Consider the following 14850-nt stretch of genomic DNA (forward strand, 5'->3'; position numbering starts at 1 on the left):
CCACTCGGGCGTTGAGGCCTATTGCGGATAACCGGGCTGGCCGATATTGGGATGCAATACCCGGCCGCCTGGCTGGGGTGCGTGGACGAAAACAGCGTCGCCTAACGTACCTACTCTGCCGACCACTGCATTCCAATGCGCGGACTGATGGATGTAGCGCCAGCGCAGTAATGCCTCTTCATGACTGTCCAGCAGGTAAGGCCCGCCTCGCGCATAGTCGATCAACCGGGTAGAGATGTTCTCGAGTTCGGGAGGCAGCTGGAATTCAGGTGTCAGTGGCACCGGATTGAAAGGCACGCCCTCATCACACGCCAGTGTGTGCATGACCAGCAACGACACCCTCGACAGATGGCCAAATACCTGGCGGCTCATGCCCACTGCGGCAGCGACCGTACTCATGCCATTCAAGCTTTTCCTGCACGAATAATACTTGCTCTCGCATGTCTGAACCCTCAGCCAGGCCTGGCTATCGAGCGGGTCGATCCAGTGATCGCGGTTCATCCGGTTTAACTCAGCCTGTGCCTCCGTCCAGCTCGGTGCCGCCTCGCAGGAACTGTCACGGCTGACCACGCTGGTACGGGGGCGCGTGAGCAGTACGCTTTCTTCCATCTGTGGAGGATAACCCCCACCGATATCGGAATGTGCACCGGGCAGAACGATTTCTCTGGGCCACACGGGCAGGACGCTGTTCAACGCAAAGTTACGCCGTGACTCATCGCGAGCCACCAGATGCAACACCTGTTGCGCACACCCCGGAGGCAGGTACAGATTGACCCTCCTGTTACTCGCATCGCGGGTATTGCCCATGTCCTTGAAGCTGCCTATGGCCGCCACGGTGTCGAACAGACCGATAACCTTGAGCCGTACGCTGCCGTTGCTCCAGCTGAAACTGTCGCTCAACCTGACCTTGCGGCTTTCGAGTATCGGCTCGAGCATGCCCGAACGCTGCTTGAGGATTTCATTGACCAGATGCCTGGCCGACGCTGCACCTCGACTGAAGCCGAACACGTCCAGTTCCAGCGCGTCCAGCACACAGTCGGGGTTGTCGCGGGGGAACGCCTTCAATACCGATTCCAGCTTTTTGAATGCGTTTTCCACCTTGGATATCACGCCGGTGGCCCCGCGGCCAAAACTCTGCCCCGGCCATACCGAATCACGGCCACCGGAAGTAGTGCCGGCGCCACTTATATAGATCGGGTAATACACCTTCAGGCCTTCACCGTCATTTTCGGCAACAGGTTGCAGGCGGTAGATATCGACCAGTCTGGCTATATTGCTCGGATCATTACTGTAACTACTGCCAGGCTGAACATGACGACCCGCACACGCTTTAATGTGCTGCCCCGCATTGATCTCCATCAATGCCTGGCAGTCGGCACCGATCTGACTGTTGACCCGGTTATTTCCCGTCCCATCGAAGAAAATGCCTACCCGCGCCGTGACGCGGCGTGTCACCACATCTGAAAGGGCTGCTGACTGTTGGAAACTCCATTTATCGCTCATAACTTTTCCGTCCCTAGAGGCAAGCCAGGAAAAGGCCGCACTTAAATCAAAACGTAAATAACGTTGATTTAAACAGCTTGCTTAAAGACAGTGAGCAGTCAAGCCATGTTGCGCCTTTTCAGACCTTTCCTACGACTTCTATAGTCATGACTTTATTACTTATAAATAAAACCCTACACACACGCACTGATAACTTTCTGGTGCACTCTTTCAATGAAAACCAACTAACAGGCCAGCCCCGTTGCCAACCCGAATGATCGGTTACGCGTATCAACGGCCTTGCGGCCTGTACCCCAGGCGCAGACCACCCCAGTGTCGTCCGTTGACCATGATCGGCACGGACAGGTCGTGCATCAGTTCGCCGGTGTCTCGCGTGTAGGTTTGCAGCAGAACCGGCTGTTGGTGGCTGCCACAGCGAATGCCGGTACGGTCATCGAACTTGCGCTTGCTTCGATTACGCGCGTTATCCACCGTCGCATCACCCGTCAAAGGCTGGCTGAAGGCGTTGTTGTGCGTCGGCACATAGCCCTGTTGCGTACAGGCGATGGCAAATACCAGACCTTCATGGCGCGACAGCAGCGGTTCCTGCAGTGCGGGCAATACCTGATCGGTGTAACGGTCGAAACGCGTTGTAAAGCGGGTGGGCGAAGTATTGGCAACGGGTTTGTAATTGCGATCGAACAGGTCATCAAGGCTGACCCGCCCCTGTTCGATATCGGCCTCGAACTTTTCGCTGATCATGCGCGCGCCTTCACGAGCCAGGTCGTAAATGCGCTGGTGGTATTCATCCAGACCGACCTGCGCCAGGCGCTGGCTGATGGTCTCGGCCTGCCCCTCCATCTGCACTGCGGCCTTGGCCAGTTGCCGGGTCTGCTCATCGCTGACGGCAAGATCACTGCGCATATGCTCGACAGCGTCGAACAGGCTCGCCAATTGATCCTGATTGCTCCTCGCGCCCTGCGCGATCTCGCCGACCTGGCTTTCCAGTTCGACCGCAAGCCGGGCGATATTGCCCAGGTGCTCGCCGGTCAGCTCGACCTGCTCGACACCCACGTCCAGATCGGCCGACAGCTCGCGAATTTGCTCCACGACTTGTGCGGTGCGCTGCTGGATATCCGCCACCATCTGCCCGCCCGTGGCACTGGCAGTGCGGCCGGCCAGACCACGGACTTCGTCGGCAACCACCGCGAAACCGCGTCCGTGCTCGCCAGCCCGCGCCGCTTCGATGGCGGCGTTGAGCGCCAACAGGTTGGTCTGGCTGGCAATCGACTGAATGACCAGCGTCACACGCTGGATCTCTTCGCTGCGCTGGCTGAGTGCCTCGATCAGCTCACGGCTGCCGACGGCACGCTTGCTCAGGTGGTGCATGCGCTCGATGGACTCATTCAGCACGCTGCTACCCGATTCGCTGCGCTGCCGCGCCTCGCTGGCAGCAACCAATGCCTGCTGGCTCAACTGGGCCGTCTGTTGCTCGGTGGCGATCATCTGCTCGGCACTGCTGACGATCTGTTCGGCAGCCCCCAGTTGCGATTGCACCTTGCCAGCCAGCCGACCAACGGAAAAGGCCACTTGGGCCGCGGACAGCGCGTTATGACTGGTGGTGCGCGACAGGTCGCGAGTCAGCAAAGCGATATCGCTGTCGCAAACCGCGCTGCCTGGCAGCACTTGCCTGCTGCGCACCAGGCGCGGCAACCAGACCACCAGCAGCGCCAGGGGAACGACGACATACAGCGACAGACCTGCAACGCTCATGGCGGCGAACAGCAGGCACAGGACCACGCTTTGCACCGCCGGCACCCACCACCTCGATGCAGCGTCGGGCGTATCGGCCAGCGGTAATCCGGCGGCCATGGATAGGTTCTCGGCCATGCTGCGTCACTCCGTCTGTCATTGTCGTTATGACGCTATTAAACGCCAGATAACGGCCTTGTGCCATGCGCTGTTGGTCGTAGCGACCGAGCGATGGCGATTAACGCGTTTTCGACAAATCCCGGGCACAACAAAACCGGGAGGCAATTGCTTGCCTCCCGGTCTGGTCACTCAGTCGCTGTTGCCTGCGTATCAGGCCTGGCGCTGGTGCTTGTCGATCTGCTCGTGGCGCTCTTGCGCTTCGATGCAATACTTGGTGGTCGGGCTGATCAGCAGGCGCTTGAGGCCGATTGGCTCGCCGCTGTCGTCGCACCAGCCGAAGGTGTCGTCGGCAATACGCGAAAGGGCCATTTCCAACTGTGGCAGCATGCGCTGGTCGCGATCGATCACGTTGACCAGCCAGTGACGCTCTTCTTCGACCGAAGCGGCGTCAGCCGGGTCGGCAGGCGTGTCCAGGCTCTCGATCGCAATGCGGCTCTGCTCGATACGCTCATGGATCTCGACCTTCATGCCCTGCAACAGCTCGACGAAGAAAGCGTGCTGCTCGGCGTTCATGTAGTCATCGGCCGGCATGGCCAGCAACTTTTCCTTTGTCATTTATTTCTCTATAAAAAAACGTGCATTGAGGAGCGGCCTGACGTTGCCGTTCAAACCAATAATCTCCAAGCGCCACCTGGCACTCAATTTACGAGGGGCGGCAGTCTAAGGCCGGCTAGCGGGCTCGGCAACACAATTGAAGGATTTTTGTACAGCGAATACCGTAAAACCCTTGAAATGCGGGCGAAAGACCTGACCAGCAGGTTGCTTGATGAGGCTCTGACCCACTGACAGCGAATCGGTTCCTGCAAACTCCAACGCACAAAAGAGCCTTGAAAGGCCCTTTGCTGCAGGTGATTGAATCAGCGCTTGGTCTTGCGCTTGTTGCGATATTGATCGATTACCACGGCCACGACAATGATCAAGCCTTTGATAATGTCCTGAACATAGGCGTCCACACCGACAAAGGTGAAACCGCTGGCCATCACGCCGAGGATCAGCGCACCGATCACCGTACCGGTGATCCGCCCGACCCCTCCGGAAAGGCTGGTGCCACCGATGACCGCAGCGGCAATTGCGTCCAGCTCGTAGGACATGCCCATCCCGGCCTGCCCGGTTGCCGCCCGCGCCGAGGCAACCACCCCGGCCAGCCCGGCCAGCAGCCCGGCGATGCTGTAGACAATCACCAGATGGCGCTTGACGTTGATGCCCGAAGTACGTGCCGCCTGCATGTTGCCGCCAATGGCGTAGGTGTATTTGCCGTACTTGGTGTAACGCAGGGCAATATGAAAGATGACCGCCACCACCAGAAAGATGATCACCGGCATCGCGCCTTGGCCGATGGCCGTGTACGAGTCGGAGAGCATGCTCACCGGCTGACCTTCGGTATAGAAGCGTGCCAGACCGCGCGCAGAGACCATCATGCCCAGCGTGGCAATGAACGGCGGAATGCCGGTTATCGCAATGATGCTGCCATTGATGGCGCCCGCCAGCAGCCCGACCCCGAGACCGACAACGACCGGAATCCACACCGGCAGGTCGGTCAGCGACGGGAAAACCGCCCGGGAGAAGTCGGAGGTTTGTGCCAGGCTCGCGGCAATCATCGCTGAAAGTGCAAGTACCGAGCCCGACGAGAGATCGATGCCTGTAGTGATGATCACCTGAGTCACGCCAATGGCCAGCAAGCCGATGATCGACACCTGCAGGATCATCAGTACCAGACGCTGGGAATTGAGCAGGAAGCTCTGATCGCGGACGATCCAGCCGAACAGTTCAAAGATCAGGCCGATGCCGATCAGCACCAGAAAGATGCTCAGTTCGGTGGGCAGCCGCCGTTTGCTTCGGGTCGGCGTCATGGCCGGTTTATTTTGCAGAATCGCGTCGCTCATGTTCGTTTCCTCTTGTTCTTCTTCTACCGAGCCCTGTAGTGCGAACTCAATGAACCTTGTGGCCGGAGGCCAGATGCATGACTTTTTCCTGGGTCGCTTCGCCACGATCGAGGATGCCCATCATTTCGCCTTCGTGCATGACCATGACCCGGTCACTCATGCCAAGCACTTCCGGCAGCTCCGAAGAAATCATGATGACCGCCATGCCTTCACTGGCCAGCAGGGAGATCAGGCGGTAGATTTCCACCTTGGCCCCCACGTCGATACCGCGTGTGGGTTCATCCAGAATCAGCACCCTGGGGTTGGTCATCAGCCAGCGCGCGAGCAGTGCCTTCTGCTGGTTACCACCGGATAATGTGTCGATGCACTGCTCCAGCGAAGGCGTCTTGACCCGAAGCTTTTTGCACATGTCTTCGCACAGTGCGCGCAAGGCCTTCTGTTGCACGAAACCGTTACCGGCATAGTTGGCCAGCACAGCCATCTCCATGTTTTCCATCACTGACAGGCATGGAAACAGGCCGGTCAATTTGCGGTCCTCCGTGAGCAGCGCAAAACCCAGTTCAATCGCCTGATGCGGATCGCCGATGTGCACCGTCTTGCCATCGAAGCGCACCTCGCCGCTGTCGCTGGGGGTTATGCCAAACAGGGTCTCGGCGACATTGGTACGCCCGGACCCCATCAGCCCGGCAATGCCAAGCACCTCCCCGGCACGCAGGTCGAAGCTCACGTCCTTGAAAATGCCGTTCAGGCTCAGTTGATTGACGGACAGCAGTACGTCGCCTGCCGGTTTTTCCCGCTCGGGGAACAGCTGGGTCAGTTCACGGCCCACCATCATGGTGATCAGGCTGTCACCGTCCATGCTTTCGGCGCGCTGCAGGCCGATATAGGCGCCGTCGCGGAACACCGCCACTTCGTCGGCGATTTCGAAGACTTCGTTCATCTTGTGGGTGATGTAAATGATGCCTTTGCCCTGGGCACGCAGGTCGCTGATGATCGAGAACAGGTGAGCGACTTCGGTTTCGGTGATCGCCGAGGTCGGTTCGTCCATGATCAGCACGTCCGAGTCGTATGACACGGCCTTGGCGATCTCCACCATCTGCCGCTCGGCAATGCTCAGCGTGCCGACCAGCTCCTCGGGATCGAGCTTGATGCGCAGACGCTCCAGCAGTTCGGCAGTGCAGCGGTGCATCTCGCGGTGATCGACCATGTGCAGGCCGTTGAGCTGTTCGCGACCGATCCAGATGTTCTCGGCAATGCTCATGAACGGCATCAGGTTCAGTTCCTGATGGATCATGGCGATACCCGCCTGCAACGCTGACAGAGGCGTATCGAAGCGGACCGGCTTGCCACGCAGGCGGATTTCGCCCGAGTCAGGCTGATAGATGCCCGCAATGATTTTCATCAGGGTCGATTTTCCGGCTCCGTTCTCGCCCATCAGCGCCAGCACGCTGCCAGGGCGAACGCGCAATTGCACATCATTGAGCGCAATGACGCCGGGGAAGCCCTTGCTGACATGGCTGATTTCCAGCAGATACGGGGCCTGGGCATCAGGCGCCCCTCCACCCCCGTCGCCGGACGGCAGATCGCGTTGCGCGGGCGGATTGGCAGTAGCAGAACCGAACATGATCACAACTCCTCAAGCGGCAGGCTGCGGGAGCGCATTGGCATGCCCTCCCAGGCCTGGCGATCGTTGTTATTTGAAGGTGGCGACGTTTTCAGGGGTGATCAGGCGATAAGGAATGATGATCGCCTGGGGCTCGACCTTCTCCTTCCTGGCCAGTTTCACCGCAGCATCGATCGCCCCGTCGGCCTGTCCTTTCGCGTCCTGATAGACCGATACGGCCAGATCGCCCTTGGTCACGGCGTTGAGCCCGTCCGGTGTACCGTCGACACCGGCAACGAAAACGCTGCCTTTATCCACGCCTGCCTGCTTCAGCGCCATCGCCGCGCCAATGGCCATTTCATCGTTGTTGGCCAGCACCGCGTTGAATTTTCGGCCCTGGGTAAGCCAGTCGTTGGTCAGGTCCATGCCCTTCTGGCGCAGCCAGGTGCCGGTCTGCTCCTGGTCTATCTTGATGTCCGGGTACTTGGCCAACACCTCTTTGACGCCCTTGGTGCGGTTTTGCGTGGAGTTGTTGGCCAGGTCACCCAGAAGAATCATGACGCTGCCCTTGCCCTTCATTTTGTCGGCGATGTATTGCGCCTGAAGTCGGCCGGCCTCCATGTCATCCGACGTCACTGTGGCGACGCCCGCAGGCAGTTTCGGATCGTCGGGGCGGCGGTTGACGTAGACCAGCGGGATACCGGCGGCGACCGCTTCCTTGGTGATCCGCGCAGTAGCGGCGGTGTCGACCGGATTGACGATCAGGGCGTCGACTTTCTTGTTGATCAGGTCCTTGACCTGATCGAGCTGCTTGTTGACATCCGCGCGGGCATCGACGAACTGCAGGTCCACTTTCTCGGTCGTGGACATGACTTTGGCCTTGGCATTCATGTCGTCACGCAGGTAGGTCAGCCAGGTGTCATCGAACTGCGACATGGCCACACCAATCTTGATATCGGCCAAAGCTGCACCGCTGCCCACCATCAGCGCCATCGCCAATGAGGTCAAAGCAATCTTGGTCTTCATGAGGATCTGTCTCCAAATTATTGTTGTTGTTCGGATGCAGCGAATCAGCGTGACAGGCGGATCCCGGTGGCACCGGGAATGCAGAACAGTTGCGCATCCTTGTGGCGCACGCACAGGCTCAGGGCGACGACGGTGAGAAATCGCTCCAGGGTCCGGATCCAGAATGACGAGGTGGCAGAACGCTTGGCGGTGACGCCAGAGGTAGGGGTTTTCATCGACAGTACCTATCTTTTGTATTGTTTTTGTCGGGCTTGCTTCTCGTGCTTTGAAAAACCTTCAAAACGCGAGGGATTCGATAGTCGGCAACCTGAAAACGACTCTATTGGAAAATATTTTCCAATTCAACTGATTTTAGAATTTTATTCCATTTCATTTTATTCGGTTACAGAGACGACAAAGCCCGACGCATGGCAAGCGTCAGGCTCTCTTCGATAACGGGCCGCTGGATGCGCTGCAGCGCGCAATGGCTACAGCACCACAACGCGCCCTTCTCTGGCACTCAGGCGCGCGGCATCCATGATTTGCGCCGAGGCTATCGCATCATGCGGATTGACCGGATTACTGCCCTGCTCGTCAACCGCGCTTTGCAACTGGCGGTAGAACTCCAGCCAGCAACCACGCTCCGACGGCACACGCTCGCGATGCTCGCCCTGCTCGAACCAGCCCCAGCGCCGATGCTCCTCGACACCCCAGCGCTCGCCCTCGGACCTTGGCGTAAGCCCGGCAAAGGCGGCCTCTTCCTGGCCATCCAGCCCGTCGACGCTGTAACAACCCTTCGCTCCACTGACCCTGAAACGCGGCTTGGCAGTGTTTTGCAGGCAGCTGCCGGACAGGTGCGAGGTCACGCCGCCGGCATGGCGCAGGGAAACGAAGAACGTGTGATCCAGTTCGTCGTGCGGCGCAGCGAATTGCAGTTCCGCATACACCCGTTCGACCGGGCCGAACAGCACCAGCGCCTGATCCACCAGATGACTGCCCAGGTCACGCAGCACGCCACCGCCGCTGGCCTTGCCGACAGACCGTGGCGAATAACGCTCGATGCTGGACTCGAACCGGCAGACCGCGCCCAGTGCCTCGCTGTCGAGCAACTTGCGCACGGTGAGGAAGTCCGAATCCCAGCGGCGGTTCTGATAAACGCTGAGCAGCACGCCACGACGCTCGGCCGCGTCCACCAGCTCGCGCGCCTGGGCTGCATCACTGGCGAAGGGTTTGTCGCTGACGACCCCGACACCCAGCTCTATCGCTTCGAGGATCAACGCTCGTCGCGAGGCCAGCGGTGTGGAAATCACCACCACATCAACCCCGGCAGCGACCAGATCGGCCAGCGTATCGAAGGTCGCCACGCCGGGAAGGTCTTTGGCCACTTCCTGCTTGCGCTCTTCGGAGCGTGTGACGACGCCCACAAACGTGGCACCCGGCAAACTTGAAATCAGCGTCGCATGAAAGTAACGCCCTCCCTTTCCGTAGCCTACCAATCCTGCTCGCATGCATGTCTCCTGTATGTGTCGGGCGTCAGCCGTAGAAAGCCGGACGCATTTCCAGTGTGACAGGGACGATCGCCCCGCTGTTCTGCGCCAGAATACAGGCATCGGCGGCCACGGCGGCTGCATAACCATCCCAGGCGGAAGGCCCGAAGATCGTCCCCGCCTTCACCCCGTCGATGAAATCCTGCAGTTCAACGTCATAGGCAGCGATGAAGCGGTCCTTCCAGTCCATAAGGATTTCGTTCGACAGCTTGGCTTCACTGCGCAGTTGTACCTGTGACGGCTCGGGCAACCTGGCGATGCCGCTCTCGCCCACCACTTCGCACTGGATGTCGTAACCGTACTGACAGTTGACGAAGACCTCAACGTCGATGCGTGTACCGCGTGCCGTTTCCAACATCACGATCTGCGGGTCTTTCATGTGTGCCAGAGCCTTGCTGGTCTTGCGCGGGAAGACTACCTGCACCGACACGTAGTCATCGTTGAGCAGCCAGCGCAGTACATTGAGTTCGTGAATCAGCGTGTCGGTGATAGCCATGTCGGTCTTGTAGTTCTCGCCCACACGCGGGTTGCGGTGCGCACAATGCAGCATCAGCGGCTCACCTATCCGGCCGCTGTCGATCACCGATTTAAGGGCGCGATAGCCCTGATCATAAGGGCGCATGAACCCCACCTGCACCAGACGCCTGCCACTGGCGATCTCGGCTTCGACAATGTGCCGGCAGCCCTCGGCAGTGACTGCCAGCGGCTTTTCGCAGAACACCGGTTTGCCCGCAGCGATGGCCGCCAGCACGAACTCTTCGTGACTGGGCCCCCAGGAGCAGACCAGAACCGCCTCGACGTCCGCCGCGGCGATCAGTGCGTGCCCGTCGGCATACACTTCGGCACCGATGTCCAGCTCGCGCACGACCTTCGCTGCCTGCTCGAGATTGATGTCGGTGACGGCCACCACCTGACTGCCGACCAGCGTCTTGCTGCAACGCCGGATATGATCCTGACCGATTGCGCCTGTGCCGATCACGCCGAGTTTCAATGCCATGTTCATGTTCCTTTTTTTATTAGGTATTCCCGGAAAGGGAGTCATGGAGTCCGAACGAGAAAACGATCAGTACTGACGCGCCTTGGCCAGCTCGCGACTGAGTTTTTCGTACACCTGCGCTGTGGTGCCGGTGGTCGACACTTCGGCAACCCCGACACGCCACCAGGACAGGTAGTTGTGGATCATGGTCTTGGGCAGGACCTTGATGTCGATCAGGGTCGAGACTGTCTGCTGTTGCGCATCGGCCAGTGCATCGCGCAGCTGTTCGGCGGTGCTGACCTTGTAGGTCTTGCAGCCATAGGCGGCAGCGCTCATGGCGAAATCCACCGGCACAAAGTCGCCATCCAGCTTGCCGGTTTGCGGGTTACGGAAACGGAACTCGGTACCGAAGCTGTTCATGCCGTTGCCCATTTGCAGGTTGTTGATGCAGCCGAAGGTCATGTTGTCGAGCAACACCACGTTGATCTTGCGTCGCTCCTGGATCGAGGTGGCCAGCTCCGAATGGAGCATCATGTAAGAGCCATCGCCGACCAGTGCAAAGACTTCGCGGTGCGGCGCTGCGAGTTTCACGCCCAGTGCGGCGTTAACCTCATAGCCCATGCAGGAATAGCCGTATTCGACGTGATAGGTGTCGACCCCGGTGCTGCGCCAGGCGCGCTGCAGATCACCCGGCAGGCTGCCTGCCGCCGCGACGATCACCGCGTCGTCAGGCACGTTCTGATTGAGGATGCCCAGCACGCCGCTCTGGGTCAGGCACGAGCCGGTCAGCTCGATGAATTCGCGCAACACGGCCGGGTCCAGGTGATCGTTGATTTCCGGGACAAAATCCTCGCTCTGGTACTCGACCGCGTACAGGCGATCCACCTCGGCCTCCAGCTCGGCACGCGCGGTCTTTGGTGCATCGCCCCAGGCCGCACGATAGCCGCTGGCTTGAAGGCTTTCGGTCAGCGCCTGCAAAGCCACCTGTGCATCGGCCAGCAACTGCACGCCGTCCAGCTTCTGCACATCGAAAGCACCGACATTGAGGTTGAGAAACTGCACATCCGGGTTCTGGAACAGCCATTTCGACGCAGTGGTGAAGTCGCTATAGCGGGTACCGACACCAATAATCAGGTCCGCCTCTTTTGCCAGCCGATTGGCCGCCAGCGTACCGGTTTCGCCGATGCCGCCCATGTTCAACGGGTGTGCCGAAACGAGGGCACTCTTGCCGGCCTGGGTTTCGGCGAACGGGATATCGAAGCGCTCGGCAAAGGTTTGCAAGGCATCCGCCGCGCCGGAGTAACGCACCCCGCCGCCGCAGATCAGCAACGGCTTGCGCTTGCGTGCCAGCAGGTGCAACGCATCATCGAGCATGGCCTGGCTCGGTGGGCGACGATCAATACGGTGCACACGTTTTTGCAGGAAACTGTCCGGATAATCGTAGGCCTCGGCCTGCACATCCTGAGGCAGCGCCAGCGTGACTGCGCCCGTATCGGCCGGATCGGTCAATACGCGCATGGCATTGAGCGCAGCGCTCATCAACTGCTCGGGACGGTTGATACGGTCCCAGTATTTGCTCACCGCCTTGAATGCATCGTTGGTACTGATGCTCAGGTCGTGAAACTGCTCGATCTGTTGCAGCACCGGATCGGGCTGGCGGCTGGCATAGACGTCACCCGGCAACAGCAGCAATGGAATGCGGTTGGCCGAGGCGGTTGCGGCGGCGGTGATCATGTTCGCCGCGCCAGGCCCGACCGAAGAGCTGCACGCGTAGATTTTGCGCCGCAGGTGCTGCTTGGCAAAACCGATGGCGGCGTGGCACATGCCCTGCTCGTTACGGCCTTGATGAACCACCAGGTCGCCGCTGTCCTGTTCCAGCGCTTGCCCAAGACCCAGCACGTTGCCATGCCCGAAAATGGTGAAGATGCCAGCGACGAATTTGCTCTGCACGCCGTCGACTTCGACGTACTGATTATCGAGAAACTTCACCAGGGCCTGGGCCATGGTCAGTCGGGTTGTACTCATGCTCACACCTTATTGTTGTTTGAGGTGGAAAGTGTTGCGATGCGTTGCCGCGAATTATTTGGCAGTCGGCATACTGAACTCGGGGCCTTTGGCGATGCTGTCCGGCCAGCGCTGCATGACGCTTTTGTAGCGGCTGTAAAAACGCAGGCCTTCTTCGCCATACGCGTGGTGATCGCCAAACAGTGAACGTTTCCAGCCACCAAACGAATGCCAGGCCATGGGCACCGGGATCGGCACGTTGATGCCGACCATGCCGACCTTGATGCTGCGAGCGAATGCGCGCGCCACGCCGCCATCGCTGGTGAAGCACGACACGCCATTGCCGAACTCATGGGCGTTGATCAGCGCCACGGCGCTGGCGAAATCCGCGACGTGCACGATACCCAGCACCGGGCCGAAGATTTCTTCCTTGTAGATCTGCATCTGCGGCGTGACGTGATCGAACAGCGTAGCGCCGACGAAAAAGCCCTGCTCGGCACCCGGCACCTTGAAGTTGCGGCCATCGACGATCAGCTTCGCGCCTTCTTTGACGCCCTGATCGATGAAGCCCTCGACCTTAGCCTTGTGCACAGCGGTGACCAGCGGCCCCATGTCCGAATCGGCCTGCATGCCGTTGCCGACCTTGAGCTGGTCGATGCGCGGCAGCAGCTTGTCGATGAGGCGCTGGCCGACATCGCCGACCACCACGGCAATCGAGATCGCCATACAGCGCTCTCCGGCCGAGCCATAAGCCGCCCCGATCAGGGCGTCGGCGGCCTGATCCAGATCAGCATCGGGCATCACGATCATATGGTTCTTGGCGCCGCCCAGTGCTTGCACGCGCTTGCCATGGGCAGTGCCTTGCTGATGGATGTACTCGGCGATCGGGGTCGAGCCGACGAAGGAAATGGCCTCGATGTCAGGGTGTTGCAGCAACGCATCGACCGCCACCTTGTCACCCTGCACCACATTGAAGACGCCATCGGGCAGACCGGCTTCCTTGAGCAGGCGCGCCATCAGCAGGCTGGCCGATGGATCGCGCTCGGAAGGTTTGAGGATGAAGCAGTTACCGGTCACCAGCGCCATGGGAATCATCCACAAGGGCACCATGACCGGAAAGTTGAACGGCGTAACCCCGGCGCAGACGCCCAGTGGCTGACGCAGGTTCCAGTTATCGATACCACCGCCGATGTTGTCGCTGAAATCGCTCTTCAGAAGACTGGGGGCACCGCAGGCAAATTCGACGATCTCGATACCGCGCACCACCTCTCCGCGCGCGTCGGACAACACTTTGCCGTGCTCGCGGCAAATGATCTGCGCCAGTTCGTCATGGTGCCGGTCCAGCAGTTCCTTGAACTTGAACATCACCCGCGCCCGGCGCAGCGAGGACTGCTCGGCCCAGGCCGGAAACGCCGCCTTGGCCGCCGCAACCGCTTCATCCACAGTCTTCACGCTGGCCAGCGCAACACGCGCCTGGACCGTGCCGATTGCCGGATTGAAGACATCGCTGTAACGCTCACCCTCGCCATTGTTCAGGTGTCCGTTGATGTAGTGGCCGATCACCGGTGACTCGTTCATCTCATGCCTCCAGAACAAAAATGGGAAATCAGAGATCCAGCAGCCAGCTGTGCTGCGGATCGTTGTGGAACTGCCAGGCGCGCGTCGGGCCGGCCATTACGTTCAGGTACCAGGATTCGTAGCCGTAGGGGACGGAGACCGGGTGGTAGCCCTTGGGCACGGTCACCAGGTCATTGTTTTCCACGGCCATGGCCTGATCGATGCTGCGGTCGTCGGTATAAACCCGCTGAAAAACGAAGCCCTGCGGCGGGTTGACCTGGTGGTAATAGGTTTCTTCGAGAAAGCTCTCGTGCGGCAGGTTGTCCCGGTCGTGCTTGTGCGGCGGGTAACTGGAGGAATGCCCGGAAGGTGTACGCACCTCGACCACCAGCAGCGAATGCGCCGCTTCGCTGTCCGGCAATATGTCGCACACATAACGGGTATTGGCGCCCTTGCCGCGTACGCTGCGCTTCATGCTGCCCGGCATGATCAAGCGTGCCGGAAAATGTTTGCCGGCATCGCCCGGCGCCGTGCATACGGCAAGCTGCACCGCGCCGCGTGCGACAAACTGCGCCTGGCTATGCGGCGGCAGGTAGACCGCGAACGGTGATTTTTCTTCGAACACCGATTGCCGGTCGCCGATGTTTTCCCAGCTGAAAGCGCCCTGCCCCGGCGCTTCGCCACTGACGCTGGCGTGCCCGGTCAGCAGGACCACGCACAGCTCGTTTTCTCCTGCGCTCAGCGGCAGGTTTTCTCCGGACTCCAGGCGGTAGGCGGCGAAGCTCACGTATTCCAGCGAACCGGGGGCCAGCGCTACGACGTCGCGGCCAGTGGATTTGCTCTTGGTCAGCAGATTCATGT

At 59.9% G+C, this 14850-nt stretch carries 12 protein-coding genes; all 12 read right to left on the reverse strand.

Going from position 1 to position 14850, the window contains the following annotated elements; all coding sequences use genetic code 11:
• Positions 1 to 18: 18 nt before the first annotated feature.
• Positions 19 to 1503 (reverse strand): phospholipase effector Tle1 domain-containing protein, encoded by a 1485-nt coding sequence (locus PI739_RS09345; RefSeq protein WP_271351774.1) that lies wholly within the window; start codon positions 1501 to 1503, stop codon positions 19 to 21.
• 270 nt (positions 1504 to 1773) lie between these two features.
• The gene (locus tag PI739_RS09350) at positions 1774 to 3372 is read right to left on the reverse strand and encodes a methyl-accepting chemotaxis protein (RefSeq protein WP_271351775.1); all 1599 of its coding nucleotides are present in this window, start codon (positions 3370 to 3372) and stop codon (positions 1774 to 1776) included.
• Between the two features lie 192 nt (positions 3373 to 3564).
• Positions 3565 to 3969, reverse strand: coding sequence for a TraR/DksA family transcriptional regulator (locus tag PI739_RS09355; protein ID WP_002554078.1), 405 nt, complete (start codon positions 3967 to 3969; stop codon positions 3565 to 3567).
• Positions 3970 to 4271: 302 nt separating this feature from the next.
• Positions 4272 to 5297: an ABC transporter permease gene (locus PI739_RS09360; protein ID WP_003370536.1), complete on the reverse strand. Its 1026-nt coding sequence runs from the start codon at positions 5295 to 5297 to the stop codon at positions 4272 to 4274.
• A 46-nt stretch (positions 5298 to 5343) separates the two neighbouring features.
• Complete coding sequence (locus tag PI739_RS09365) at positions 5344 to 6921, reverse strand: sugar ABC transporter ATP-binding protein (protein ID WP_003370535.1); 1578 nt, start codon at positions 6919 to 6921, stop codon at positions 5344 to 5346.
• Between the two features lie 69 nt (positions 6922 to 6990).
• Positions 6991 to 7926: a sugar ABC transporter substrate-binding protein gene (locus PI739_RS09370; RefSeq protein ID WP_003370534.1), complete on the reverse strand. Its 936-nt coding sequence runs from the start codon at positions 7924 to 7926 to the stop codon at positions 6991 to 6993.
• A 44-nt stretch (positions 7927 to 7970) separates the two neighbouring features.
• Positions 7971 to 8141, reverse strand: a complete 171-nt coding sequence (locus PI739_RS09375) for a hypothetical protein (RefSeq protein WP_003370533.1) — start codon at positions 8139 to 8141, stop codon at positions 7971 to 7973.
• Between the two features lie 252 nt (positions 8142 to 8393).
• Positions 8394 to 9413, reverse strand: coding sequence for a Gfo/Idh/MocA family protein (locus tag PI739_RS09380; protein ID WP_096127893.1), 1020 nt, complete (start codon positions 9411 to 9413; stop codon positions 8394 to 8396).
• A gap of 25 nt (positions 9414 to 9438) precedes the next feature.
• Complete coding sequence (locus PI739_RS09385) at positions 9439 to 10449, reverse strand: bifunctional inositol 2-dehydrogenase/D-chiro-inositol 1-dehydrogenase (protein WP_003370531.1); 1011 nt, start codon at positions 10447 to 10449, stop codon at positions 9439 to 9441.
• A gap of 66 nt (positions 10450 to 10515) precedes the next feature.
• Complete coding sequence (gene iolD / locus PI739_RS09390; RefSeq protein ID WP_060707991.1) at positions 10516 to 12453, reverse strand: 3D-(3,5/4)-trihydroxycyclohexane-1,2-dione acylhydrolase (decyclizing); 1938 nt, start codon at positions 12451 to 12453, stop codon at positions 10516 to 10518.
• Positions 12454 to 12507: 54 nt separating this feature from the next.
• Positions 12508 to 14010: a CoA-acylating methylmalonate-semialdehyde dehydrogenase gene (locus PI739_RS09395; RefSeq protein WP_096127892.1), complete on the reverse strand. Its 1503-nt coding sequence runs from the start codon at positions 14008 to 14010 to the stop codon at positions 12508 to 12510.
• A gap of 28 nt (positions 14011 to 14038) precedes the next feature.
• Positions 14039 to 14848 (reverse strand): 5-deoxy-glucuronate isomerase, encoded by an 810-nt coding sequence (gene iolB / locus PI739_RS09400; protein WP_096120293.1) that lies wholly within the window; start codon positions 14846 to 14848, stop codon positions 14039 to 14041.
• Between the last annotated feature and the right edge of the window lie 2 nt (positions 14849 to 14850).

It is taken from the genome of Pseudomonas cerasi (genome assembly GCF_027983475.1).
In the GTDB taxonomy this organism is placed as follows: domain Bacteria; phylum Pseudomonadota; class Gammaproteobacteria; order Pseudomonadales; family Pseudomonadaceae; genus Aquipseudomonas; species Aquipseudomonas cerasi.